The organism is Janthinobacterium lyxosi, from assembly GCF_051380665.1.
GTDB lineage: Bacteria > Pseudomonadota > Gammaproteobacteria > Burkholderiales > Burkholderiaceae_D > Janthinobacterium.
The window spans coordinates 134533-160218 of the sequence record NZ_JBNYXM010000003.1 but is presented as its reverse complement, the minus strand read 5'-3'; the positions used below and the strand labels follow the sequence as shown (position 1 = coordinate 160218).

At 65.2% G+C, this 25686-nt stretch carries 21 protein-coding genes; 17 read left to right on the top strand and 4 right to left on the bottom strand.

What is annotated here, in order from left to right; all coding sequences use genetic code 11:
- Window position 1: 1 nt before the first annotated feature.
- A complete protein-coding gene (locus ACQ4WP_RS04085; RefSeq protein WP_436518797.1) occupies window positions 2-1516 on the bottom strand; it encodes an AMP nucleosidase in 1515 nt (504 codons plus the stop codon).
- A 112-nt stretch (window positions 1517-1628) separates the two neighbouring features.
- On the opposite strand from ACQ4WP_RS04085, the gene ACQ4WP_RS04080 reads away from it, so the two are divergent.
- Genes ACQ4WP_RS04080 through ACQ4WP_RS04065 form a run of 4 tightly spaced genes read left to right on the top strand, consistent with a single transcriptional unit; the run spans window position 1629 to window position 4276 of the window.
- Window positions 1629-2228: a TetR/AcrR family transcriptional regulator gene (locus ACQ4WP_RS04080; RefSeq protein ID WP_436518796.1), complete on the top strand. Its 600-nt coding sequence runs from the start codon at window positions 1629-1631 to the stop codon at window positions 2226-2228.
- 13 nt (window positions 2229-2241) lie between these two features.
- Complete coding sequence (gene map / locus ACQ4WP_RS04075; RefSeq protein WP_436518795.1) at window positions 2242-3045, top strand: type I methionyl aminopeptidase; 804 nt, start codon at window positions 2242-2244, stop codon at window positions 3043-3045.
- Window positions 3046-3047: 2 nt separating this feature from the next.
- Complete coding sequence (locus tag ACQ4WP_RS04070) at window positions 3048-3572, top strand: hypothetical protein (protein ID WP_436518794.1); 525 nt, start codon at window positions 3048-3050, stop codon at window positions 3570-3572.
- Window positions 3573-3631: 59 nt separating this feature from the next.
- Entirely contained in the window at window positions 3632-4276 is a 645-nt protein-coding gene (locus tag ACQ4WP_RS04065) for an FABP family protein (protein WP_436518793.1), read from the top strand.
- Here the strand turns inward: ACQ4WP_RS04065 and ACQ4WP_RS04060 are convergent.
- Together ACQ4WP_RS04060 and ACQ4WP_RS04055 are read right to left on the bottom strand one after the other, a co-directional pair.
- Window positions 4273-6735 (bottom strand): tetratricopeptide repeat protein, encoded by a 2463-nt coding sequence (locus ACQ4WP_RS04060; RefSeq protein ID WP_436518792.1) that lies wholly within the window; start codon window positions 6733-6735, stop codon window positions 4273-4275. The genes ACQ4WP_RS04065 and ACQ4WP_RS04060 overlap by 4 nt on opposite strands.
- An 80-nt stretch (window positions 6736-6815) precedes the next feature.
- Window positions 6816-7595, bottom strand: coding sequence for an AraC family transcriptional regulator (locus tag ACQ4WP_RS04055; protein WP_436518791.1), 780 nt, complete (start codon window positions 7593-7595; stop codon window positions 6816-6818).
- Window positions 7596-7702: 107 nt separating this feature from the next.
- Between ACQ4WP_RS04055 and ACQ4WP_RS04050 the strand changes: the two genes are divergently transcribed.
- Window positions 7703-8596: a DMT family transporter gene (locus ACQ4WP_RS04050; protein ID WP_436518790.1), complete on the top strand. Its 894-nt coding sequence runs from the start codon at window positions 7703-7705 to the stop codon at window positions 8594-8596.
- Between the two features lie 38 nt (window positions 8597-8634).
- Window positions 8635-9222 carry an O-methyltransferase gene (locus tag ACQ4WP_RS04045; RefSeq protein ID WP_436518789.1) on the top strand — a complete coding sequence of 196 codons (588 nt, stop codon included), beginning with the start codon at window positions 8635-8637 and terminating at the stop codon, window positions 9220-9222.
- 22 nt (window positions 9223-9244) lie between these two features.
- On the opposite strand, the gene ACQ4WP_RS04040 is transcribed toward ACQ4WP_RS04045, so the two are convergent.
- Window positions 9245-10135, bottom strand: a complete 891-nt coding sequence (locus ACQ4WP_RS04040) for a LysR family transcriptional regulator (RefSeq protein ID WP_436518788.1) — start codon at window positions 10133-10135, stop codon at window positions 9245-9247.
- Between the two features lie 84 nt (window positions 10136-10219).
- On the opposite strand from ACQ4WP_RS04040, the gene ACQ4WP_RS04035 reads away from it, so the two are divergent.
- From ACQ4WP_RS04035 to pdeM, 11 genes are all read left to right on the top strand, one after another.
- Complete coding sequence (locus ACQ4WP_RS04035) at window positions 10220-11212, top strand: aldo/keto reductase (protein WP_436518787.1); 993 nt, start codon at window positions 10220-10222, stop codon at window positions 11210-11212.
- A gap of 141 nt (window positions 11213-11353) precedes the next feature.
- Entirely contained in the window at window positions 11354-12187 is an 834-nt protein-coding gene (locus ACQ4WP_RS04030) for a CheR family methyltransferase (RefSeq protein WP_436518786.1), read from the top strand.
- 1 nt (window position 12188) lies between these two features.
- Window positions 12189-12797 (top strand): chemotaxis protein CheB, encoded by a 609-nt coding sequence (locus ACQ4WP_RS04025; RefSeq protein ID WP_436518785.1) that lies wholly within the window; start codon window positions 12189-12191, stop codon window positions 12795-12797.
- Window positions 12798-12903: 106 nt separating this feature from the next.
- On the top strand, window positions 12904-14028 hold the full coding sequence (locus ACQ4WP_RS04020) for a hybrid sensor histidine kinase/response regulator (RefSeq protein ID WP_436518784.1): 1125 nt from the start codon (window positions 12904-12906) through the stop codon (window positions 14026-14028).
- On the top strand, window positions 14025-17423 hold the full coding sequence (locus ACQ4WP_RS04015) for a hybrid sensor histidine kinase/response regulator (RefSeq protein ID WP_436518783.1): 3399 nt from the start codon (window positions 14025-14027) through the stop codon (window positions 17421-17423). Before ACQ4WP_RS04020 ends, ACQ4WP_RS04015 begins: the two co-directional genes overlap by 4 nt.
- Window positions 17424-17471: 48 nt before the next feature.
- Window positions 17472-17870: an MAPEG family protein gene (locus tag ACQ4WP_RS04010; protein WP_099762835.1), complete on the top strand. Its 399-nt coding sequence runs from the start codon at window positions 17472-17474 to the stop codon at window positions 17868-17870.
- Window positions 17871-17976: 106 nt separating this feature from the next.
- On the top strand, window positions 17977-19656 hold the full coding sequence (locus ACQ4WP_RS04005) for a RecQ family ATP-dependent DNA helicase (RefSeq protein ID WP_436518782.1): 1680 nt from the start codon (window positions 17977-17979) through the stop codon (window positions 19654-19656).
- Window positions 19657-19746: 90 nt separating this feature from the next.
- Window positions 19747-20787, top strand: a complete 1041-nt coding sequence (locus tag ACQ4WP_RS04000) for a ligase-associated DNA damage response exonuclease (protein ID WP_436518781.1) — start codon at window positions 19747-19749, stop codon at window positions 20785-20787.
- Window positions 20780-22423, top strand: coding sequence for an ATP-dependent DNA ligase (locus ACQ4WP_RS03995; protein ID WP_436518780.1), 1644 nt, complete (start codon window positions 20780-20782; stop codon window positions 22421-22423). The genes ACQ4WP_RS04000 and ACQ4WP_RS03995 overlap by 8 nt, the downstream gene beginning before the upstream one ends.
- A 21-nt stretch (window positions 22424-22444) precedes the next feature.
- The gene (locus ACQ4WP_RS03990) at window positions 22445-24910 is read left to right on the top strand and encodes a ligase-associated DNA damage response DEXH box helicase (protein ID WP_436518779.1); all 2466 of its coding nucleotides are present in this window, start codon (window positions 22445-22447) and stop codon (window positions 24908-24910) included.
- The gene (gene pdeM, locus ACQ4WP_RS03985; RefSeq protein WP_436518778.1) at window positions 24907-25581 is read left to right on the top strand and encodes a ligase-associated DNA damage response endonuclease PdeM; all 675 of its coding nucleotides are present in this window, start codon (window positions 24907-24909) and stop codon (window positions 25579-25581) included. The genes ACQ4WP_RS03990 and pdeM overlap by 4 nt, the downstream gene beginning before the upstream one ends.
- Window positions 25582-25686 lie beyond the last annotated feature (105 nt).

The window sequence follows — 25686 nt, the reverse complement described above, 5'->3', positions numbered from 1 at the left end:
CTTACTGAAACGCCACTTCCGCAAAGCTGCGCAGCTTGCGGCTGTGCAGCCGGTCCACGCCCTGGCGGCGCAGCAGTTCCACGGCGCGGATGCCGATGCGCAGGTGCTGGTCGACCCGCTCGCGGTAGAAGTGGTTGGCCATGCCGGGCAGCTTGATTTCGCCGTGCAGCGGCTTGTCGCTGACGCACAGCAGGGTGCCGTACGGGACGCGGAAGCGGAAGCCGTTGGCGGCGATCGTCGCGCTTTCCATGTCCAGCGCGATGGCGCGGCTCTGGCTGAAACGGCGCTCCGGTGTGCGCTGCGGCAGCAGTTCCCAGTTGCGGTTGTCGGTGCTGGCGACAGTCCCCGTGCGCATGATGTGTTTCAGGTCATGTCCTGTCAGCTGGGTGATTTCTGCCACCGCCGTTTGCAGCGCCTGCTGGATTTCCGCCAGCGGCGGGATCGGCACCCACAGCGGCAAGTCTTCGTCGAGCACATGGTCTTCACGCACATACGCATGCGCCAGCACGTAGTCGCCCAGGCTTTGCGTGGTGCGCAGGCCGGCGCAATGGCCCAGCATCAGCCAGGCGTGCGGGCGCAGCACGGCGATGTGGTCGGTGATGGTCTTGGCATTGGCGGGACCGACGCCGATATTGACCATGGTGATGCCGCTGCCGTCCGCGCGCAGCAAGTGGTAGGCGGGCATCTGCGGCAGGCGTGGCGGCGCGGCGCCCAGCGCATCCTCGCTTTCCACGGTCTGTCCCACGCGGCGCGTGACCACGTTGCCCGGTTCGACAAAGGCGATGTAGCCGTCTTCGTCCGATGGCGTGGCCGCATCGGGCGCGCGGTCCATCATGGCGTGGCCCAGGCGGATGAATTCGTCGATGTAGAACTGGTAATTGGTAAACAGGACGAAGTTCTGGAAATGCTGCGGCGAGGTGCCGCTGTAATGGCGCAGGCGCTGCAGCGAGTAATCCACGCGCGGCCCCGTGAACAGGGACAGCGGCTGCGCTTCGCCGTGCGCCGGTTCATGCGTGCCGTTGGCGATGCCGTCGTCCATGGCCGACAGGTCGGGCAGGTCGAACAGGTCGCGCATGGCCAGGCGGCGGCCGGCATCCATATTGCCCTCGATATGGTCATGCTCGGCGAACGAGAAATGCACGGGGATCGGCTGGGCGCTCACGCCCACTTCCAGGTGCACCTTCTGGCCGCTGTTATGGTTTTTCAGCAGCAGGGTGAACTGGTCGAGGTAATAGTCGCCAAACAGGTCGGGGCGCGTCAGGGTGGTTTCAAATACGCCGGGACCGGCGACAAAGCCGTAGGCCAGCGGCGAGTCGGCGCGCGCCACGGTGTCAGTCTGGATGCGTACGAAGGGGTAGCAGGCGCGCACTCTTTCGTGCATGTCTTCGCCGGCGACAAAGCGCTGCAGCGCATCGCGCAGGTGTTCGATGCTGCTGCGGTAAATGGCTTGCACCTGTTCCAGCGCCAGGCGTGGATCGTCGAAGCGGGAGGAGGCGATGAAGGGGGGCGTAAGCAAGCGGATTCTCCTTGTAGCGGTTCGTGCATACCATTGTAAGGCAGCGGGGCAACTCTTGTCGGTGCATCTCGGGCCGCTTGACGGATTCAAATAGAATCTGTATTCTATTTGAATGGTCAGACTTGCTAAATTCAACGAAAACAACTTCATCGACAGCGCGATCGCCGTCGCCGCCCAGTGCGGCGTGGCCGCCGTCTCGATGGCCGCCATCGCCGTCAAGGCCGGTGCGCCCATCGGCTCCGTGTATCACCGCTTCGATTCGCGCAACGCCATCCTGGCGCGCGCCTGGCTGCGCGTGAAGAGCGACTTCCGCGAGGAGGTGGCCAGCCGCTGGCTCGGTGGCGATACCTGGGCCGGCGTGCACGGCTTGCTGGACTGGTGCCGGCGCAAGCCCGTGTATGCGCGCTTCCTGCTGCAATGCGCGGATAGCCCCGATTTCAGCAGTGGCCTCAGCGAGGAATTGCTGGCCGCCGTGGAAGAAGAGCAGGCGGCGCTCGACGCCTGCTTCGTCCGCTGCGCCGAAGCCATGCCCGTCACCACGGAGCTGGACCTGGATCACATGCTGCTCAAATTCGTGCTGATCGACGCGCCCGTGGCCGTCGTCAAGCCCTACCTGACCCAGGAGCGGCCGATACCGGCCAGTGTCGACGCCATGCTGCGCGCCTCGCACGACGCCGTGCGCGGCTGGGCCTTACATGCCACATCACACTAACCAAGAAAAAACCATGCGCTATTCCACCCAGCTTGAACACGGCAAGAAAATTCCCCTGCACGACGAAGAAGGTTTCATCGGCATGCGCGCGGCCGGCCGCATCGCCGCCGACACGCTCGACTACATCACGCCTTTCGTGAAACCGGGCGTCTCGACGGCCAGGCTCGACGCCCTGTGCGAAGAATTCATGCGCGCCGCCGGCGCCATCCCCGGCACCATCGACTACCACGGCTACAAGCACGCCAGCTGCATCTCCGTCAATCACGTGGTCACGCACGGCATCCCGTCCGAGACCAAGATTCTGAAAGTGGGCGACATCCTGAATATCGACGTGACGCCGAAGTTCCAGGGCTGGTTTGGCGACACCAGCCGCACCTTCAAGGTGGGCGCCGTCTCCATCCTGGCCAATCGCCTGGTCAACACTGCGTATGACGCCATGATGGCTGGCATCCACACCGTGCGTCCCGGGGCCACTTTGGGCGATGTGGGCGCCGCCATCGAGGCGGTGGCCAAGGCGCAGGGCTTTTCCTCCGTGCGCGACTTCTGCGGCCATGGCGTGGGCCAGGTCTTCCACGACACGCCGCAAGTGCTGCACTATGGCCGCGCCGGCACGGGCATCGTGCTCGAACCGGGCATGATCTTCACCATCGAGCCGATGCTCAACGTGGGCAGCTACCAGGTCAAGGTTTTGCCGGACAAATGGACGACGGTGACGAAAGACCGTTCGCTGTCGGCGCAGTTCGAGCACTCGCTGGCCGTGACGGAAACGGGCTTTGAAATCTTCACCCTGACCGGCTTGACTGACCCGCTGGTGTAAGCATGGATGAAGCGCGCCGGCAGCAGCTCACCGATATCGTCACCGCGAAAGCCGGCGTGGACGCGGACTGCGCGGTGCGCCACCTGGCGCTGCATGATTACGACGTGGCAGCCGCCCTGCGCGGCATCGACGTCGAGCGCTATACGCTGACGCAGCGCTTGCTGAACAGATACCGGCGCGATCCGGAAGACGCGCTGCAGCACGTGGCGCTGGCCGTGCTGCAGCAGGAAGGCATCCGCAGCGACAGCGTGCTGCACTTTGATCTCATCGCGGCCCTGGCGCCGCAAGTCGCTTGCGTGGTGACCCTGGCCGAATGGCTGGCCTACGTGGACTGGGAAGGGTTTGACAGCGCCCTGTATTCGAATATCGAGGCGGTGGCGGCGCTGATCGCCGGCGAACTGCAGCTGCCTGACGTCGCCGCCAACCTGCTGCAGGCGTGCGACGCGGCCGTGTTCGAGGCGCAGCGCCCCGCGCTGGCTATAGCAGCCTTGCTGTTCATCGAGTGCCACATCGCGCTCTTTCCCTGACAGCGGCCTGCGTTTTACAATGGCGGCAAGCACTGTTGCCCCATTTTGAAGACTTCCGCATGAGCGATTTTCCCGAAGATATCTACACCGAGCCGTCCGCCGACGTGCACACCCTGAACAACCTGGGTCCTTTGACGGCCATGGCCGGCATCTGGACGGGCACGCGGGGCCTGGACGTCAAGCCGAAAGCGGACGGCCCGCGCAAGCAGGCGTTTGTCGAGCGCATCGAACTGCAGCCGATCGACCCCGTCACCAACGGCCCGCAACTGTTCTATGGCTTGCGCTACTACATCCACATCACCAAGCCGGACCAGGTAAAAACCTACCATGAACAGGTGGGCTACTGGCTGTGGGAGCCGGCTACGGGCGCCGTGATCCAGACTCTGGCCATCCCGCGCGGCCAGATAGCCATGGCGTCGGGCACGACGACGTTGGATGCCACCAGTTTCGAACTGGTGGCCAAGCGCGATTCGACGGCGTACGGTATCTGTTCGAACCCCTTCCTCGAACACGCGTTCACCACCGTCGAATACCGCATCAAGGTCGATATCCACGCCGACGGTACCTGGGGCTACGACGAGGACACAGTCATGCTCATTCGCGGCAAGGATGAACCGTTCCACCACACGGACCGCAACCTGCTGACGAAAATCGGCGAGCCGACGCCGAACCCGATGGCGCTGCAGGCGCTGGCAGTCGCTTAAGGTTTGCCTTGCGCGACGGCCTTGATCGCGCGCTCCTCGCCCATGGCGGCGGCGATCTTCCAGCGCTGCATGGCGCTGGCGCGGTCGGGGCGCTTCAAGCCCGCGCCTTCCCAGTCCATCAACCCCAGGTTGTAGATGTCGCCCGCGCTGCCCTTGTCGGCGGCCAGGGTGAACCATTTGCGCGCTTCCTTGTGGTTGACGGGGATCTGGTAGCCACGCACGTGGTACAGGCCCAGCAAATGCATGGCTTGCGCATTGCCCTTGTTCGCGGCCTGTTTCAGCAGGTCCAGCCCGCGCGCCATGTTGCGTGCTTCCTGCCAGCCTTCGGCCAGCATCACGCCTTTCGCCGTCAGCGCATAGCTGTCGTTCTTCACCAGGCCCTTGCCGATCAGGGGCTTGGCGGCCACCTGGCGCGCTTCGCGTTGCTGCGCCGTCGGCGCGGTGACGGGGCCGGGCTTGCCTTCGCCCATCAGCAGCATCCAGCCATATAAACCATACGCGCCGGCGTCGCCCTTGCCGACCAGGCTTTCCAGCATGGCCAGCGCCTGCGCCTTGTCGCCATTTTCGTACAGCTTGACGGCTTTGGCGCTACTGGCGTCCTGCGGCACGGTGGCTGGCGCATGGGGCGCGACGGGCGCCGAGGCCATGGCTGCCTGCGGCGGCGCGGAAACCGGGCGCACGCGCACGGGCAAGCCATAGCTGGCGGCCAGCACGGCCAGGCTGGCGGGCGCGAGGATCAGCACGTGCGCCAGCCGGTTGCGGCGGCCCTTGCCGGCGATGCCCATGGCCCGTTCGGCTTGCTGCTCGCCGCCCAGCGCCTCGCTGAGCACGGCCTTGACCTTGCGGTTGAACAGCCAGTAGCCGGCGCCCGTGACGAGTAAACCTGCGACGGCTGCGGCGCCGCGGCCGGCGAAGAACCAGGTGGCGATGGCGGTAGCCAGGGCGAGCAGCGCGCTTTTCCACCAGAACTGCTTGGCCAGCCGCGTGTAGACCTGGCGCAAGGCACCGAGCACGCAGGTGCGCACATTTTGCGCATACTCGGCGGAGACGACATCGACGTGCGCGTGGTCCGCCTCGCCGCTGAGGACAGATTCGATCACATCCGCATTCAGTTCCGAGGCGGCCACGTCGCGCAGCGGCGTGAGCAAGCCCTGTACGTGGGCCGAGAACAGGCCATCGTCGGCGCTGCCGGCCAGCGCGTCGCTGAGCGCCTTGAGGTCGCCGCGCAGCAGCTTTTCCACGATGTCATCGAGGGTCAGCCAGCGCAAGTCCGTGCCGTACGCCACCAGGTGGTGTTTTTCTGCGTTGCACGCAGCGTCCAGGCGCACGATGCGCAGCTTGGCCGCATACAGGGCGTCGACTTCCTGCGGCTGGTCTTCATTGTAAATGCTCACTTTCGCCAAGGTCAGGCTGCTGGCAATCGCCGCCAGTGAGTGCACGCTCTCCTTGTCGCGGATGCGGCGCGCGTCGTCGGGCGCCTGTTTGGGCAGGCTGACGCTGTAGCCGGGCGCCACATGCACGTCGACCCAGGCCGCCTTGCCCACCTTGCCGGAACCGTCGCAGGGGTTGCAGCGCAAGTCGCCCACGCCGCTGCAGGTACGGCAGGTGACGCTGCCACTGGCGCGGCAGGTGCCGCAATTGATGTTGCCGGAACCGTGGCAGGTGTTGCACGTGACCTTGCCAAAGCTGCAATGGTAGCAATTGCGATGCTCGGTGCGGTACTGGGTGCGCGTTTCGCTATGGTAGCTGGTGTGCGAACTGCCGTTGCTGTAGGTGGTAGTGGGCACTTGCACCGTCACGTAATCGGTGACTTGCTCGGACACCGTGCCGCTGCCGCTGCAATACGAGCACGACACCTTGCCGCTGCCGTAGCAGCTGTAGGCGTCGCAGCTGACGGTGCGCCCGCCGTGGCAGCTCCAGCAGGTTTCCGTGGTCGAACCGTGGCAGGTGTGGCAGCTGATGCGGCCTTTGCCGGAACAGGCGCTGCAGGTGTCCAAATGCCAGTACTTGACGGCGTGCGGCAGGTAGACGCCTGCCTCGACGCCGTTGTAGGCATGGCCCGCCTGGCGCAAGGCATTGTCGAGCTTTGCCGCCGCGCGGCGCAGGCGTTCCTTCTCCTGCACGTGAGCGAGTGCTCCCACCTCATGCGAGCCACAGTGGCAGTCATTGCCCGAGGGCGCGAAATAGCCATTGATGACGCGCTGCTCGAAGCGCGCCTCGAGCGCGTAATTGGCCTGCAAGGAAAAATCCTGCAGCACGTCTTCCTCGCCCAGCGGCGTGATGTCGTGCGGCTCGAAACGCGTCTTGTCCTGCACCAGGGTGCGCAGCTTGCCCAGTACGGTGGGGACTTCCTCCTTGTCGAGCTTGATGGGCGCTGGCGCCGTCACGGCCGATGCTGGCACGTCGGGCAGGTCGGTGCTGCCGGCAGTGTCGGTGGCCGTCTCGGTGCTGGGGTTCATGCGCGTCCTTTTGCTCTCTGGAAAGATGTTTGAATTTTAGCATCCCCATATGACAAGGCGGACAACGCCGGTCTGCTTTTTCAGCGCAGGCCGCGGCGGAACTGGTCCGGCGTGCCGCCGCTTTGGCGGCGAAACATGGCGATGAAGGCCGAGGCCGTGCTATAGCCCAGTTCCAGCGCGATCGCCTGCACGGTTTCTCCTTTTTCCAGCAGGGGCAGGGCGGCCAGGAAACGCTGGCGCTGGCGCCATTCGCCGAACGGCATGCCCAGTTCGCGCTGGCAGCGGCGCGCCAGGGTGCGTTCCGTGACGTGCAATTGCGCGGCCCAGTCGGCCAGTGAGCGGTTACTGCCGGGGTCAAGCTGCAGGGCGGCCAGCAGCGCCGCGATGACGGGCTCGTCGCTGCCTGGCAGGTAGTTGCGGCTGCACGGCGCCAGCTGCAGCTGGTCGACCAGCACCTGCGCCAGGCGCTGGTCGGCCTGGGTGGCGGGCGTGGTGACGCCCCGTTCGGCAAAGTCGCCGAGTATGGCTTTCAGTAAGGGACTCAGCACCAGCGCGCACGGCTGCGCGGGCAGTTGCGCGCATAAGCTGGCATCGATGTAGGCCGAGTGAAACACGACATCCTGGCGGATATAGCCGTCATGCAAGGTCTCCGGCGGTATCCACACGGCGTACTGGGGTGGCGACAGGTAGCGCTGGCCCGCCACCATGATTTCCATCACGCCCGTGGAGCAATACGTGAGCTGGCCCCACGGATGGCTCTGGTAATCGAATTGCTGGTGCGCGTGATAGTCGTCGAGGCGAAAGTACACGGGGTAGGGCAGGGTGTCGGAAATGGCGGGGAAGTGCTGGTTGCTGGCCATCGTGTCTCCTGTTTTGTCCTGTTCTTCGCATCGTTTGTCCGGTCTGCATTATATCCATGGAATCGGACCATGCGAAAATGGCGCTCATTGAATAATGGAGTTCTTGCATGAAACCCAAGCATTATCTGTTTCCCGTGATCGCCGTGCTGATCTGGGCCATCAATACCATCGTCAGCAAGATGACCGTGGGCGTGATCGAGCCGGCCGCCATCTCGTTTTACCGCTGGTTGCTGGCCGGGGTGCTGCTGGCGCTCGTGTTTGGGCGCGCCGTGTGGAAGCAGCGGGTCGTGGTGAAACCGTATCTTGGGAAACTATTTGTGCTGGGCATGTTGGGCATGGTCATGTACCAATGCCTGGCGTACATCGCCGCGCAAACGACGACGGCCACCAACATGGGCATCCTGGCATCGCTGATGCCGCTGCTGGCCGTAGGCCTGTCCGTGCTGTTATTGAAAGAGGCGCCTACCGTGGGCGGCGTGTTTGGCGGCCTGGTGTCGCTGCTGGGGCTCGGCTACCTGCTCAGCCATGGCGACCCTGCCGCCCTGATCGCCCATGGCGCGGCTGTGGGCGACGCCCTGATGCTGCTGGCCTGCCTGTCGTATGCGGGCTATGGCGTGCTGCTCAAGCGCTGGAAGATTCCCCTGAATAACTGGCACTCCCTGCTGATCCAGGTCTGGTGCGCCGTGCCCGTGCTGTTCGTGTATTACCTGAGCCAGTCCGCTCCGCCCGTCACCAGTGCCGGCTTGCCGCTGGTCTTGTTTGCGGGCATCCCCGCTTCCATCATCGCGCCGTTCTTGTGGATGCACGGCCTGGCCAAGCTGGGACCCAGCCGCGCGACGACATTGATGAATCTATTGCCCGTGTTCACGGTCATCATCGCCATGCTGTTCCTGGGTGAAACCTTGCATAGCTACGATGTGATCGGCGGCGGCGTAACCCTGCTGGGCGTGGTGATGGTGCAAACCCTGAAGCGCCCCTTGCGCCGCCGCGCCAGCGCCTAGTTTTTTTGCTATGCTGATGCTTTGAACAAGGAGACGGCATGCACAGCATCGATACCCTGTTGAGCGAACTCGAAGCATTCGGTAGCAGCAACGATGCGGCGCACGCGGAACGCGCCAGCCGCATGCTCAACATTACGCGCGACACGGGCGAATTGCTGGCCGTGCTGGTGCATGCGCGCGGCGCGCGCCGGGTGCTGGAAATCGGCACCTCGAACGGTTATTCCACCCTGTGGCTGGCGCGCGCGGCGCAGGCGCTGGGCGGCAGCGTGGTGACGGTGGAAAAAGCGCAGGACAAGTTCGACATGGCGCATGCCAACTTTGTGCGCGCGCAATTGCAGGGTGTGGTCAAGCAGTTGCTGGCGGACGCGGGCGACGTGCTGCGCGATGCGGCGGATGGCGCCTACGATTTCATCTTTCTCGATTCCGCGCGCCAGCAGTACGAACAATGGTGGCCGCAGCTGGACCGGGCGCTGGCGGCCGGCGGCGTGCTGGTGGTCGACAACGCCAGTTCGCACTACGCGGACATGGCGCGATTCCTTGACGCCATCCGCGCCGACAGCCGCTACACGGCGTGCCTGGCGACTGTCGGCAAGGGCGAATTCATCGCCGTCAAGGCGGGCAATTAAGTAATTCTCGGAGGGCGGGCCTTCAGCTGTGCAAATGTTCCGCCGCCAATTGGCGCAGCAGGGGCAGGGCCGCATGGCCGTGGTCGGCCTGCCAGGCCAGGCCGATGCCGGCCGCCAATTCCTCACCCTCCTGCAATGGCCGGTAGGCCACGCCAGCCAGGCGCAGCGCGCGGAACGAGTCGGCCAGCAGCGCCATGCCCTTGCCGGCCGCCACATCGCCGAGCAGCACATGGTGGTCGGGCGCTTCGCGCAGGAAGACGGGCGCGAAACCATGCCGGCGAAACACCTGCTGGCAATGGTCGAAGAAGGCGGGCTGGCGCGCCCGTTCGAACCAGTAAATCGGTTCTGCCGCGATATCAAACAGGCTGAGCTTGCGCTTCTTCGCCAGCCGGTGCCCGGCGGGCAGGGCCAGCATCATGGGCTGGCGCGCCAGAGGCTGTACGGCCAGCTCGAAGGTGGCGCTGGGCAGGGCGAGCAAGGCCGCATCGAGCTGGCCCTTGCGCACGCCAGCCACCAGACGCGGCGAGGGCGCCGCCGTCAGTTCCAGCCGGACATTGCCCAGTTGCCCCTCCAGCGCCGTCAGCAGCGGGCGGAACAGGCCTGCCGCCACGGAACTGGTCAGGCCCAGGCGCAGGCGCGCGGGCGCGCTGTCTCGCTGCAGCGATTGTTGCGCCGCCGCCAGCAAATCGAGGATGTGCAGCGCCTGCGGCAGCAGGGTGCGGCCCGCCTGCGTCAGGGCCACGCCCTGCGTGTCGCGCTCAAACAATCGCGTGCCCAGCCTGTCTTCCAGCACCTTGATGGCGCGCGACAGGGGCGGCTGGGTCATGTGCAATTGTTCCGCTGCCTGGCGGAAATTCAGGCAGCGGGCGACGGCGCAAAACAGCGTCAAGGCATGGGTATCGAGGGCTCTCATACCAGAAAGGTATCACGAAATTGCGCATTCCCTTGCCAGCTGGTTCAGCCCAGACTGGCCGCATTGACACTGAGGGAGATCAACATGCAACTGCAACAACGACGCATCGGCCATAGCGGCTTGCACAGCTCGGCATTGGGCCTGGGCTGCATGGGCATGTCGGAATTCTATGGCGCCACGGACGAGGCGCAGTCGCTGGCCACGCTGGAAGCGGCCCTGGCGGCGGGCGTGACCCTGTTCGACACGGCCGACGCCTATGGCTTTGGCCACAATGAGCAATTGCTGGGGCGCTTTCTGGCCGGCCATCGCGGCCAGGCCCTGGTCGCCACCAAGTGTGGCCTGGCGCGCGAGGCGGGCAGTTATGCGCGTCGCGTCGACAACTCCCCCGCCACCATCCGCCAGGCTTGCGTAGCGTCGCTGGCGCGCCTGGGCGTGGAGGCCATCGACCTGTTTTACCTGCACCGCCTGAACCTCGATACGCCGCTGGAAGACTCGATGGGGGCGCTGGCGCAATTGCGGCAAGAGGGCAAGATCCGCGCCGTGGGCCTGTGTGAAGTGAGTGCCGCCACCTTGCGGCGCGCGGCGGCGCTCTGCCCCGTGGCCGCCGTGCAGAGCGAGTACTCGCTGTGGACGCGCGAGCCGGAGCAGGGCGTGCTGGACGCCTGCCGCGATGTGGGTGCCAGTTTCTTTGCCTACAGCCCGCTGGGCCGGGGTTTCCTGACGGGCGCCATTGCCGATGCGGCCAGCCTCGACGCAGGGGATTTTCGCCAGTTCAACCCCCGTTTCGCGGCCGATAACCTGAAGCGCAACCAGGCCATCGTGGCGCAGGTCAAGGGCCTCGCGCGCGCAAAAGGCTGCACGCCGGCCCAGCTGGCGCTGGCCTGGCTGCTGGCGCAAGGCGACGACATCATCCCCATTCCCGGCACCAAGCGCATCGCCTATCTGCACGACAACCTCGGCGCGCTGGTTGTGCAGCTGGACGCGGCCGAACTGGCGGCGATGAACGCCGCCTTTCCCTTGGGCATGGCGGCGGGCGCGCGTTATACGGCGGAGGGCATGAAGGGCGTGGATGCCTGAAAAAGATGAGCCGAGTGTACGCCAGCGTACCTAACTGACGCTTTCCCTGCGGGATAATCGCCGACGATCTGCTAGCATTCCGGCTGGCTCCAAGCACGCGCGCGGCACTGTGGGGCTGGGGGATGCAGCATGGATAGAAGGATGGATGTCAAATTGCTAGATGATGATATTTTCGACATAGAACTGAAGTTATTGCTTGAGGGAATCTTGTTGAGATATCAGCACGATTTCCGCGATTATTCGGTGGCGTCGTTGCGCCGGCGCATGCGCCAGGCCATGCAGCGCTTCGGCTGCGCCAGCCTGTCGCAGTTGCAGGACCGCATCTTGCACGAACCGGCCATGTTCGCGCAGATGCTGCAGTTCTTTACAGTGCAAGTGAGCGAAATGTTCCGCGATCCTGCCTATTTCCGCGCCTTGCGCGAAAAAGTCGTGCCCGTCCTGCATACCTATCCCTCCATCAAGATCTGGGTGGCCGGCTGCAGCAGCGGCGAAGAGGTGTGGTCGCTGGGCATCTTGCTGGAAGAGGAAGGTTTGCTCGAGCGCAGCATGATTTATGCGACCGACATCAATGTCGAGGCGCTGGCCGCCGCCGAAGCGGGCATCTATCCGATCGAGCGCATTGCCCAGTTCAGCGAGAATTACCAACTGGCGGGCGGCAAGCGCTCCTTGTCCGACTATTACACGGCCGCCTACAAGGGCGCCATCTTTGAGCGGCGTTTGCGGCGCCAGTTCGTCTTTGCCGACCATAGCCTGGCAACGGACAGTGTGTTTTCGGAGGTGCACATGGTTTCCTGCCGTAACGTCATGATTTACTTCAATAAAGACTTGCAAGACCGCAGCCTGGGCCTGTTCCACGAAGCGCTGGTGAACCGGGGCTTCCTGGGCCTGGGCATGAAGGAAAGCCTGCATTTCAGCCGCCATGCGGCCAGCTTTGACGAGCTGAGCCCGGCTGTACGCATTTTCCAGCGGGCCTGACATGCTGCCGACCTGCGACGTGGCGCCACCGCCTGCCGGCCTGCGCCTGATCGCCATCGGCGCCTCGGCCGGCGGCGTGGAGGCGCTGGGCGTCGTGCTGCGCGCCTTGCCCGCCACCTGCGGCGCGACCGTGGTGGTGGTGCTGCACCTGGCGCCGGGCCGCTCCAGCCAGCTGCCGCAGCTGTATGCGGCGCGCTGCGCGCTGCCCTTGCACGAGGCTCAGGACAAGGAACCGCTGGAGGCGGGGGTCGTGTATTTCGCCCCACCCGACTACCACCTGCAAGTCGAACCCGATGGCTGTTTTTCCCTGTCGCAGGAAGCGCCCGTGTATTTTTCGCGCCCGTCCATCGATGTCCTGCTGGAAACGGCCGCGCACGCCTACCGGCGCGCCATGCTGGCCATCATCCTGACGGGTGCCTCGGCCGACGGCGCGGCGGGACTGGCGCGCGTGCGGCAACTGGGCGGCAGCGCCTGGGTGCAAGACCCGCAACGGGCCAGTTGTGGCATCATGCCGGCCGCCGCGCTCAAGCTGGCCGGCGCCGACCGCGTGCTTGATTTGCCGCAGATGGCCGCCAGCCTGGCCTTGCTTGGCGATGACGAACACAAGTGAATGGGAGTGGGGCAGTGCGTGTAATATATGTGAAAACTGAAACAATATTTATATCCGTATCGAAACACGATGGCATCTTGCCGTTGCGATGCCTGAAGATGACTCCGTGACTGCACCTATCCATATCCTCGTCGTTGACGACATCGCGCAAAACCTGGTCGCCGCCGAAGCCGTGCTGGCACGGCCTGGTATTGTCATCCTGAAGGCAAGCTCGGGCGCGCAAGCGCTGGAATTGCTGTTGACGCATGAGGTCGCACTGGCCCTGATCGACGTGCAAATGCCGCAGATGGATGGTTTTGAACTGGCCGAGCTGATACGCGGCAGCGAACGCACGCGCAGCATTCCCCTGATCTTCCTCACGGCCGCGTCGCGCGAACCGAGCTACAGCTTCCGTGGCTACGAGGCGGGCGCCGTCGATTTTCTCTACAAGCCCATCGACGTGAAAGCCTTGCAAAGCAAGGTGGCGGTGCTGGTGCAGCTGTACCAGCAAAAGCGTGAACTGTCGGCCCAGCTCGATGAACTCAAGCATGCGCTGCACCTCAATGAACTGTTCACGGCGGTGCTGGGCCACGATTTGCGCACCCCTTTGTCAGTGGTGATGAACGGCGCCATGCTGTTGCCGATGATGAGCGACCACCCGAAGGTGATCGTCACGGCGCAGCGCATCGAAAGCAGCGCCAAGCGCATGGCGCGCATGGTCGACCAGCTGCTGGACCTGGCGCGCATCCGTTCCGGCACGATGGAGTTGCGCAGCAGCACGCACGACTACCTGGCGCTGGCGCGCGCCATCGTCGAGGAATGCGAGACGGCGGGCCAGGCCCCGCTTGTCGAGCTCAGCAGTGCCGGCGAGTTGCACGGGCAATGCGATGCGGGCTTGCTGTCGCAAGTCATCTCGAATCTGTTATGCAATGCCCTCACGCATGGCGAGGCGGGCATGCCGGTGCAACTGGCCTTGGACGGACGCGACGCCGACAGCATTGAATTGCGCATCGCCAATCGTGGCGTCATCCCCGCCGCCTTGCTGCCGACCCTGTTCGAGCCTTTCCGGCAGGCGGGCGAAAAGCGCAGGACGGGGCAGGGCCTGGGACTGGGCCTGTACACGGTGAACATGTTCGTCAAGGCCCACGGCGGTACGGTCAAGCTCAGTTCCACGGCCACGCAGGGAACGGTGGCGACCGTGCGCATCCCGCGCCAGTGCCAGGTGCGCGTGCAAGCGGGAGTGGCAACATGAGCGCGCCAGCCTGGCCGCGCGGCGGCGGCAGCATGGGCGAGCTGGTGCGCCGGCGCGACTGGTCCGCCACCAGCCTGGGCGCACTCGATGGCTGGCCTGCCCATTTGCGCACCAGCGTCGACATCGTGCTCAATTCGCCGATGGCGATGGTGCTGATGTGGGGCCCGCAGCACGTCATGATTTACAACGATGACTACATCCAGATCGCCGGGGCGCGCCATCCTGCGGCGCTGGGCGGCACGGTACCCGCCGTCTGGCCCGAAATATGGGACTGGAACGCGCGCATCCTCGAAGCGGGATTGCGTGGCGAGACGCAGGTGTACCGCGAATGCTGTTTGCCGCTGTTGCGCGACGGACAGCGCACGGACGTCTGTTTCGACCTGTTTTACACACCCGTGCATGGCGCCGACGGCCAGGTGGACGGCGTGCTGTGCACGGCGCTCGAATTGACGGCGCGCATGGAAGAGGGGCGTCAGCTGAAGCTGGCCACGGCCGAGCTGGGCGAACTCAACACCACCTTGCAGATGGAGAGCGAGGCCGTGCGCGCGGCTAACCGCCGGCTGGGCGAGGAACGCGCGCTGCTGCGCGCCCTGTTCCAGCAGGCGCCCAGCTTCATGGCCCTGCTGCGCGGGCCGCAGCACGTGTTCGAACTGGCGAATGAACATTATCTGCGCCTGGTGGGCCACCGCGATTTACTGGGCAAGACTGTCGAATCGGCCTTGCCTGAAGTCAAGGCGCAGGGCTTCATCGAACTGCTCGACCAGGTCTATCGCACAGGCGAGCCCTTCGAAGGGCGCCAGGTGAAGGTGGATTTGCAGACGGCGGACGGGCAGACGGGCCAGCGCCAGATCGACTTCGTGTACCAGCCCATCAAGGATGACGAGGGCGTGGTCACGGGCATCCTGGTCGAGGGCATCGATGTCACCGAGCGCATGGAAGGCGAGGAACGGCTGCGCCTGGCCCAGCAGGCGGGCGGCATCGGCACCTTCGAATGGTTCCCCGAGACGGGCGCGATGCTGGTGTCGCCCATGTTCCGCCGCCTGTGGGGCATTGCCGACGAGGAGGAAGTGACGGAACGCTTGCTGGTGAGCCTGGTCGATGCGCGCGACCAGCAAAAGGTGGGGCCCAGCAAGCTTGACCTGGCGCAAAATCCCCTCGAATATGCGGAGTACCGCATCCGCCGCCCCGCCGATGGCGCGCTGCGCTGGATCGCGCGCCAGGGCGAGGTGGTGGCCGGCCGCGTGCCGGGCCAGCGCCGCTACGTGGGCGTGTCGTTCGACGTCACGGAGCGGCGCCAGATCGAGGATGAACTCAGCGCCAGCCAGGAGCGCATGGCGGCCATTTTCGGCCAGGCCTCGGTGGGTTTGTCCGAGCTGGGCCTCGATGGCCGTTTCCAGCGCGTCAACGGCGCCCTGTGCTGCATGCTGGGGCGTTCCGCAGAAGAACTGCTGAGCCTGAACATGAACGACATCATGCATCCGGCGGACGTGCCTGGCAACAGTGTGCTGTTCCAGCGCCTGGTGGAAACGGGCGAATCGTTCTCGCTGGAAAAGCGCTACCTGAAGCCCGATGGCTCGCAAGTGTGGGTGTCGAGCAATGTCAGCCGTCTGCTGGACGAGCAGGGACAGGCGCGCTCCCTGATCGCCGTCAAGACCGACATCACGGAGCGGCGCCGCGTGGAAAAGGCGCTGCATGAATTGAACGAAACGCTGGAACACCGTGTCGAACAGGAGGTGGGTGAGCGCACCAAGGCCGAGGATGCCTTGCGCCAGGCGCAGAAGATGGAAGCCGTGGGCCAGTTGACGGGCGGCATCGCACACGACTTTAACAATGTGCTGCAAATTATCTCCGGCAATTTGCATTTGCTGCAGCACCTGGCGGGCACGGATGGCGTGATGCGCCAGCGCCTGGACACGGCGATTGCCGCCGTCGAGCGGGGCGCCAAGCTGTCGTCGCACCTGCTGGCGTTTGCGCGGCGCCAGCCCTTGCAACCCGTGGTGGCCGACCTGGCGCGCGTGGTGCGCAACATGGATGCGCTGCTGCGGCGCGCCCTGGGCGAAGCGATCGATATCGTGCTGGTGGGCGGCGGCGGACTGTGGAATACCCTGGTCGACCGCAGCCAGATCGAAAACGTCATCCTCAACCTGGCCATCAATGCGCGCGACGCCATGGATGGCGTGGGCAAGCTGACCATCGAGCTGGGCAATGTGGTGCTCGACGAGCAGTATGTGCACAAGCTGGTCGATGTGCCGGCGGGCCAGTATGTGATGCTGTCGGTGACGGACACGGGCCGCGGCATGAGCGGGTCCGTGCTGCAGCGCGCGTTCGAGCCGTTTTTCACCACCAAGCCGGAAGGCACGGGCACGGGCCTGGGCCTGTCGATGGCGTACGGCTTCGTGACGCAAAGCCGCGGCCATATTCGCATTTACAGTGAACCTGGCGTGGGCACGGGAGTCAAAATCTATTTGCCCCGTTCCCTGATGGCCGAAGCGGACGAGGAACTGGAATTGAGTGGCGTCGTCACGGGCGGTACGGAAACGGTGCTGGTGGTGGAAGACGACGTGGGCGTGCGCACCACCGTGGTCGACATGCTCGGTGCGCTCGGCTATACGGTGCTCAAGGCAGAAGATGGCGAAAGCGCGCTGGCCGTGCTGCACAGCGGCGCGCAGATCGACTTGCTGTTTACGGACGTAATCATGCCGGGCCCCGTCAGCAGCACGGAGATGGCGCGCCAGGCGCGCGCGTTGCAGCCCGATATCGCCGTACTGTTTACCTCGGGCTATGCGCAAGACATCATCGTGCATGAGGGCAGGCTCGACGCGGGGGTGGAATTGCTCAGCAAGCCGTACCGGCGCGAAGAGCTGGCACGCAAGCTGCGTCATGTGCTGGCCAACCGCCAGCAGCAAATGCGGGCGCGCCAGTTTGAACGGTCCGGTGCGCCGCTGGCAGGCACTCCGGCGGCCGGCAGCCTTGCGGCCAGCGTGCTGGGAGGCGGTACGCCGGGGCTGGACTTGACGGGCCATGCTTTGGTACCGCAGGGTGACATGCCGACATCGATGAAAATTCTCGTGGTGGAAGACAATCTCGATTCCCAGTTGATGGTGTGCGAGCTGGTGGGCATGCTGGGCCACACGGTCAGCGGCGTCTCCGATGGCGAGGCGGCGTGGCAATTGCTCAACGAGCAAGACTTCGATATCCTGTTTACCGATGTCAGCCTGCCAGGCATGTCCGGCATCGCGCTGGCACGCATGGTGCTGCGCGAGAAACCGGACATGCGCATCATCTTTTCCACCGGCTATGGCAAGGAATCGATGGATGAACTGGGCTTTTCCGCCAGTGTCTTGCGCAAGCCCTATGATTTGACGGAGTTGCAAGCAGCACTTGACCAACCCTGACGGGCGCGCGCCGGCACGGCTTGCCTGTCTCACCCTGCAGAGGCACACATGACTCCTGAACTGACCATGCTAGGCTGTACTCTGGTGCTGGCGCTGGTGCAAATCCTGTTGCCCGCGCTATTCCGCACGCGCGAAACTGGCACGGCGTATAACGTGAGCGCACGCGACGGCGACGGGCCGCCCGTGGGCAAGATCACGGGCCGCTTGCAGCGGGCCCAGGCGAACCTGTTTGAAACCCTGCCCCTGTTCGCCGCCGCCGTACTGATCGCCCACGTGACGGCGCAGGAAAGCGCACTGACACTGTACGGTGCGGCCCTGTACCTGGCCGCCCGCGTGCTCTACCTGCCGCTGTACGCGTTTGGCGTACCGGTCGTGCGCACGCTGGTGTGGTGCGTGTCGATTGCCGGCTTGCTGATGCTGTTCTGGGCCATCCTGTTCGCTTCGTGAAGTCCTACGCGGGCTGTAGCAGCCGTCCTATGGCGGTGCGCCGGGCCCGGCCGTAAAATGAGGGCAAGCTGGCGGCTGGCGCCGGCATGTCAGGGACCGGACCACCATGATGACCACCACTTCCGCAACGCAAGAGTCGGGCAGCGCCCGCCAGCGCAAGATCCAGCGCCTGCTGCGCTGCGTATTTGGCGTGGCGCGGCTGCGCACGGGCCAGCAGGAAGTCATCGACAGCGTGCTGGCCGGGCGCGACACCCTGGCCATCATGCCCACCGGCAGCGGCAAGTCGCTGTGCTACCAGCTACCCGCCGCCCTGCTGCCCGGCGCCACCCTGGTGGTATCGCCGCTGATCTCGCTGATGAAAGACCAGCTGGAAAAGCTGCAGCAGCTGGGCATCACGGCCGTGCAGCTCAACAGCAGCCTGTCGCGCGCCGAAGAAGACGCCGCCATCGCCCGCATGGTCCAGGGAGGCCGGCTCATCATCTTTTGCACACCGGAACGTCTCACCAATCCCGCGTTCCTGTCCCTGCTGGGCGCCGCGCCGCCCAGCCTGGTCGTCATCGATGAAGCCCATTGCATTTCCCAGTGGGGCCACGACTTCCGTCCAGCCTACCTGGAAATTGCCGCCGCCCTGCGTGCGCTGGGCCGCCCGCCCGTGCTGGCGCTGACGGCCACGGCCACCGGGGAAGTAATGGCCGATATCGACGCGCAACTGGAAGCGCGCAAGCTGCAGGTCATCAATACGGGCATCTACCGCGCCAATTTGCGCTACCGCGTGATCCAGGTCACGAATGCCGGAGAAAAACAGGATGAAGTCTTGCGTCTGCTACGCGAGACGGCCGGCGTGGGCATCGTGTATGCGGCCACTGTCAAGGCCGTCGAGGATCTGACGGCGCGGCTGGAGGAAGTGGGCGAGAGCGTCACGTGCTACCACGGCAAGCTGGCGGCGCGCGAGCGCCAGCTCCACCAGGACTTGTTCATGGGCGGCGAACGCCGCATCATGGTGGCCACCAATGCGTTCGGCATGGGCATCGACAAGCCCGACACGCGCTTCGTGATCCATTTGCAGGTACCGGCCAACCTGGAAGCGTACTACCAGGAATCGGGCCGGGCGGGGCGCGATGGCTTGGCCGCCGACTGTACCTTGCTGTACTTCCAGCAAGACAAGCGGGTGCAGCAGTTCTTTCTGGCGAAGCATTACCCCACGGACGGGGAATTGGCCGTCATCGTGGCGGCGGCGCAAGAGTTGCCAGCCACGTTTGCGTTCGCTGCGCTGGCGTCCAGCCTGCCCGAGTTTTCCGACGGCCACTTGAAGGTCTGCCTGAAACTGTTGAAAGACGGCAAGTGGCTGCGCCAGGACCGCAAGCTGGGCTACAGCTTGAAAGCGCCCTCGGCCGCCACGCCTTCGTATGCGCAGCTGGCGCAGACCTATGTCGACAAGCAGGAGCGCGACAAGCAGGCGCTCGAGCAGATGGTGGCGTATGCGCAAAGCGGCTTTTGTCGCTGGAAATTGCTGCTCGAGTATTTTGGCGATGCGGACGATTTCGAGCGCTGTTGTACTTGCGACAATTGCCAGTCGCCGCCCGCGCTGGCCGCGCCCATCACCTTGGACGAGTTGCCGCCTGCGCCTGTCCAAGCGCCGGCTCCCCTGCTCGCCGTGGGCAGCCGCGTGCGCGTGCCCCGTTACCAGATCGGCACCGTGCTGTTGGTGGCAGGCGACCAGGTCACGATTGCGTTTCCGGAAAACGCCACGCGCACCTTCATGGCCGAGTTTGTCGCACCGGCTTGAATCCATTGTGCGCTGTCGAACAGTGATCGAGCGCAAGAGCGCTAGAATCAGCCCATTCCAACGCGGTTTTTTTAACGTAGGGGGCTGGGCATGGCGGACATGGTAGTGGTGCGCAAGGAAGGCTTGTATTGCGTGCCGGGGCAGTTCTACATCGACCCGTGGCGCCCCGTCGAACGCGCCATCATCACGCATGCGCATGCCGACCATGCGCGCGTGGGCCACCGGCATTACCTGTGCGCCAGCGACGGCGTCAAGGTGCTGCAGGCGCGTCTGGGTGCTGTTTCCATCCAGGGTCTCGCGTATGGCGAGACCCTCGAACACCACGGCGTACAGGTTTCGCTGCATCCGGCCGGCCACGTGCTCGGTTCTGCCCAGGTGCGCATGCAGCACGGCGGCGCAGTGTGGGTAGCATCCGGCGACTACAAGTTGCAGCCTGACCCTACTTGCGCACCGTTCGAGCCTGTGCGCTGCGACACGTTTATCACGGAATCGACATTCGGCCTGCCCATCTACCGCTGGCAGGCGCCGCAGGAAATCCATGACGAGATCAACCAATGGTGGCGCAGGAATGCGGCCGAAGGGCGCACCAGCGTGCTGTTCTGCTATGCCTTTGGCAAGGCGCAGCGCATCCTGGCGGGTCTGGACGCCAGCATCGGCCCCATTATCTGCCACGGCGCGGCGCAGGCCTTGACGCAGGTCTACCGCGAGTCCGGCGTGGCCTTGCCCGTCACCGTGATGGTGGGCGATGCCAACGACAAGGCGGCCCTGAAGACGGCCATGGTGATCGCGCCGCCGTCGGCCGCCGGTTCGCCGTGGATGAAGCGCTTCGGCGACTACAGCGATGCGTTTGCCAGCGGCTGGATGTTGCTGCGCGGCGCGCGCCGGCGGCGCGGCGTGGACCGGGGTTTTGTCCTGTCCGACCATGCCGACTGGCCGGGCCTGATGCAAGCCATCAAGGCCACGCAGGCCGAACGCATCATCGTCACGCACGGTTCGATACCCGTGATGGTGCGCTGGCTGCAGCAGAGTGGCTGGCAGGCGGGCGGCTTCGAGACAGAGTATGGCGATGGCGAAGCAGATGACAGTGCGCCTGGTGCTTCCACGGCGGCGGGGGACGTCAGCCATGCGTGAATTTGCCCGGCTGTACGCGGAACTCGATGAAACCACGTCCACCAGCCGCAAACTGGCGGCGCTGCAAGCCTATTTTCGGGGTGCCTCGCCCGAGAATGCTGCCTGGGCCGTGTATTTCCTGGCCGGCGGCAAGCCGCGCCAGGCCGTGCCCACCAAGTTGCTGCGCGAATACGCGACCGAACGTGCCGGTCTCGATGCCTGGCTGTTTGACGAGGCCTATCACGCCGTGGGCGACCTGGCCGAAACCATCGCCCTGATCCTGCCCGTGCCCGCCAGGCGCAGCGACATCGGCCTGGCCGAGTGGGTCGAGCGGCGCATCGCGCCTTTGCGCGGCGCGGCGCCCGACGCCATCCGCGCCGCGCTGCTGGCGTACTGGGACGAGCTGGAAACGCGCGAACGTTTTCTATTGATCAAGCTGATCGGCGGCGGTTTTCGCGTGGGCGTGTCCAAACTGCTGGTGACGCGCGCGCTGGCGTCCATTGCCGCCGTCGACAGCAAGCGGATCGCGCAACGCCTGATGGGCTGGACCGATGGCAAGGTCAGCCCCACGGGCGCGGGCTTCCTCAAGCTGACCGGCGCGCAGTCGGAGGACGAACATGCGCTGCGCGGCGGCCAGCCTTACCCCTTCTTCCTGGCGCACCCCTTGCAGGCGCCGCCGGAGACACTGGGCGACCTTGCCGATTGGCTGGTCGAATGGAAATACGACGGCATGCGCGCCCAGCTGCTGCGTCGCGATGGCGTCAACTGGCTGTGGTCGCGCGGCGAGGAATTGATCACGGAGCGTTTTCCTGAACTGGCGCAGCTGGCCTTGCCCGAGGGCACGGTGCTCGATGGCGAAATCCTCGTCTGGCAGCCAGGCGAGGTGCCGGCGCCATTTGCTGATTTGCAACAACGCATGGGGCGCAAGACGCTGCCTGCCAAACTGCTGCCCAAGTTGCTGGCCGAATTGCCGACCGTGCTCGTGGCCTACGATGTGCTGGAAATGGATGGCGTGGATGTCCGCCAGCTGCCCCAGCTGGAACGGCGCGCGCTGCTGGAAACCGTGGTGGCCCGCGTGGCTTCTCCCGCGCTGCGGCTGTCGCCGCGCATCGCCGCCGATAGCTGGGATGCGCTGGCGGCCATCCGCGCGGAATCGCGGGCGCGCGGCGTGGAAGGCCTGATGCTCAAGGCCGCCGCCGCTGCATATGGCGTGGGCCGCACGAAAGACGTGGGCATCTGGTGGAAATGGAAGGTCGACCCGTATGCCATCGACGCCGTGCTGATCTACGCCCAGGCGGGCCATGGCCGGCGCGCGTCGCTGTACACGGACTACACGTTCGCCGTGTGGGATGGCGAGCATGGTGAAGAGCGCAAGCTGGTGCCCTTCGCCAAGGCGTATTCGGGCTTGACGGATGCCGAAATCGCGCAAGTCGACGCCGCCATCCGCAAGACCACGATCGAAAAATTCGGCCCCGTGCGCAGCGTCAAGCCGACCATGGTGTTCGAGATCGGTTTCGAAGGCATCGCCGCCTCCAGTCGCCACAAGGCGGGCATCGCCGTGCGCTTTCCCCGCATCCTGCGCCGGCGTGAAGACAAGGCCATCGCCGACGCGGACACACTGGCCACCTTGAAGGCCATGCTGGCGACCGCCGCATGAAGGACGATCCATGAGCAAGCGATGAGAAAAAGCCCGCTGGCGCAGCGCATCGATGCCTGGTTTGCCGGGCGCGGCTGGTCCGTGTTTCCGTTTCAGCGCGCCGTCTGGCGGGCTGCCGCGCAGGGAAAATCCGGCTTGCTGCATGCCAGCACGGGGTCCGGCAAGACGTATGCCGTCTGGTTCGGCGCCTTGCTGCGCGCCGAGCGGCTGGCGCGCAAGGGGCGCAAGCAGGGCTTGCGCGTGCTGTGGATCACGCCCATGCGGGCGCTGGCGGCCGACACCGTGCGCGCCCTGCAAGCTTCTGGCGCGGAGCTCGCTCCCGGCTGGCGCATCGAGGCGCGCACGGGCGATACCAGCGCCGCGCAGCGGGCGCGGCAGGCGAAAGCCTGGCCCGAGGTGCTCGTCACGACGCCGGAAAGCCTGTCCCTGATGCTGAGTCAGGTGGATGCCCTGGAACGCTTCAGCCTGCTGGAAACGGTGATCGTCGACGAGTGGCATGAATTGATGGGCAGCAAGCGCGGCGTGCAGGTGCAGCTGGCGCTGGCCCGCTTGCGTCGCTGGCATGGAACATTGATGACGTGGGGCTTGTCGGCCACCCTGGGCAACTTGCAGCAGGCGCAGGACGTCTTGCTGGGCGAGGAAAACGCCGGCGTGCTGGTGGAAGGCAAGGTCAAGAAGCGCATCCTCGTCGACAGCCTGATACCCGTCAACCCCACGCGCTTTCCCTGGGGCGGGCATTTGGGCATCCAGATGCTGCAGCCCCTGATCGCCGAGATCGAGGGCAGCGCCACCACCCTGGTGTTTACGAATACGCGTTCGCAGGCCGAGCTGTGGTACCAGCACCTGCTCGATGCGCGCCCCGACTGGGCGGGCCTGATCGCCCTGCACCACGGTTCGCTGGACCGCGAAGTGCGCGAGTGGGTCGAGCAGCATCTGAAAACGGGCGAACTGAAAGCCGTCGTGTGCACCTCCAGCCTGGACCTGGGCGTCGATTTCCTGCCCGTCGAACGGGTGCTGCAGGTGGGCAGCGCGAAGGGCATCGCCCGGCTGGTGCAGCGGGCCGGGCGCAGCGGCCACGCGCCGGGACGCATTTCGCGTGTCACCCTGGTGCCGACCAACAGCCTGGAACTGCTGGAAGCGGCGGCTGCCCGCGCTGCCTTGGCGCAGGGCCACCTGGAAGCGCGCCCCGTGCCGGACAAGCCGCTCGATGTGCTGGTGCAGCACCTGGTGACGATCGCTCTGGGCGGCGGTTTTGCATCGCCGGCGCTGTATGCGGAAGTGCGCGCCGCCTGGTCCTACCGCCACCTGACGCCAGACGAGTGGCAATGGGCGCTCGATTTCGTCGCGCGCGGCGGGCAAAGCCTGAGCGTGTATCCGGAATACCGGCGCGTGCTGCCCGATGAGGAGGGCGTGTACCGCGTGCCGGATGCGGCCCTGGCGCGGCGCCACCGCATGAGCATCGGTACCATCGTCTCGGAAGCGGCGATTCAGGTCAAGTTCCTGGGCGGCGCCCGCATCGGCAGCATCGAGGAATCGTTCATTGCGCGCCTGAAGCAGGGCGACCATTTTTTGTTTGGCGGGCGCATCCTGGAATTCGTGCGCGTGCACGAGATGACGGCGTATGTGCGGCGCGCAACAGGCAGCCGCGGCGCCGTGCCGCGCTGGCAGGGCGGCAAGATGCCGCTGTCGTCGGAATTGGCGCATGCCGTGCTGGACCAGTTGCAGCTGGCGCAAGAGGGCCGGGCCAGCGGGCCGGAAATGCACGCGCTGGCGCCGCTGCTGGCCATCCAGCAGACATGGTCCAGCCTGCCCACGCGCGCCAGTGTGCTGGTGGAAACCTTGTCCAGCCGCGAAGGTCATCACCTGTTCGTGTATCCGTTCGCGGGCCGCTCGGTGCACCTGGGCCTGGCCTCCTTGCTGGCCTACCGCATCGCGCGCGTGCAACCGGCAACCTTGTCGATCGCTGTCAACGATTACGGCTTTGAATTGCTGGGTGCCAGCGAGCTTGATTTTTCGCCCCTGTTCGACTCGGATACGGGCGCGGGGTTGGCCCTGTTCGGTACGGAACACTTGCTGGAAGACGTGCTGGCCAGCCTGAACTCGACGGAATTGTCGCAGCGGCGCTTCCGCGAAATCGCCCGCATCGCCGGCCTCGTGTTCCAGGGCTATCCGGGACAGCCGAAAAGCGCACGCCAGCTGCAGGCGTCGTCCTCGCTATTCTTTGAAGTGTTCCGCAAGCACGACGCGGCCAATTTGCTGCTCACGCAGGCGCAGCGCGAAGTGCTGGAACAGGAACTGGAACTGACGCGTTTGCGCGTCACCTTGCGCGAACTGCATGGACGGAAGATTGCACTGCAACCGTTGGAGCGAGCCTCGCCGTTTGCCTTCGGCCTGATGGTCGAGCGTTTCCGCGAACAGCTGACGACGGAAAAACTGTCGGACCGGGTGGCGCGCCTGGTGAGCGCGCTGGAAAAGGCGGCAGCATGAACGGCCAGCGCCCAGCGCATTGCGTGGTGGAACTGGCTGGCGAGCTGGTGTGGCTGCTGGCGCACAAGGCCGTGTATTGGCCGGCGCGCAAGATGCTGATTATTGCCGACATCCATTTCGGCAAGGCGGCCGCCTTCCGCGCGCTGGGCGTGCCCGTGCCGCGTGGCACCACCACGCAAAACTTGCTGGCGCTGGACGCCTTGCTGGTCAGCCATGTTTGCGAGGAAATCGTCTTTCTCGGCGACTTCCTGCACGCGCGCGCCGCGCATGCGGACGCCACCGTGGCGGCCATGCTGGCCTGGCGAATGCGCCATGCGGACGTGCGCCTGACGGTGGTGCGCGGCAACCACGATGCGCATGCGGGAGATCCGGCCGCCGCGCTGGGCATCAGCATGGTGAATGAGCCGCACCAGGTGGGCAAGCTGTCGTTCTGCCATCACCCGGACACCGTCGCGCCCGGCTATGTGCTGGCGGGCCACGTGCACCCCGTGTTTCACCTGCGCGCGGACAGGAACGGCTTGCGCCTGCCATGTTTCCTGCTGGGCCGGCAGCGCGCCATCCTTCCCTCGTTTGGCGCCTTTACGGGTGGCCATGCGGTGCAGCCGGCCGCTGGCGAGCGCGTGTACGTGACGGCGGATGCGGCGATTTTCCCGATACCCGCTAACTGCTGAGTGTTTGGTACTTTTGGTGGAAAACTGAAAGTAACTGTGCCACCATGGGCGGGACTCATCCTACATGCGCGCTTGCCATCCTCCTATTACTTGCGCCCCATGTGC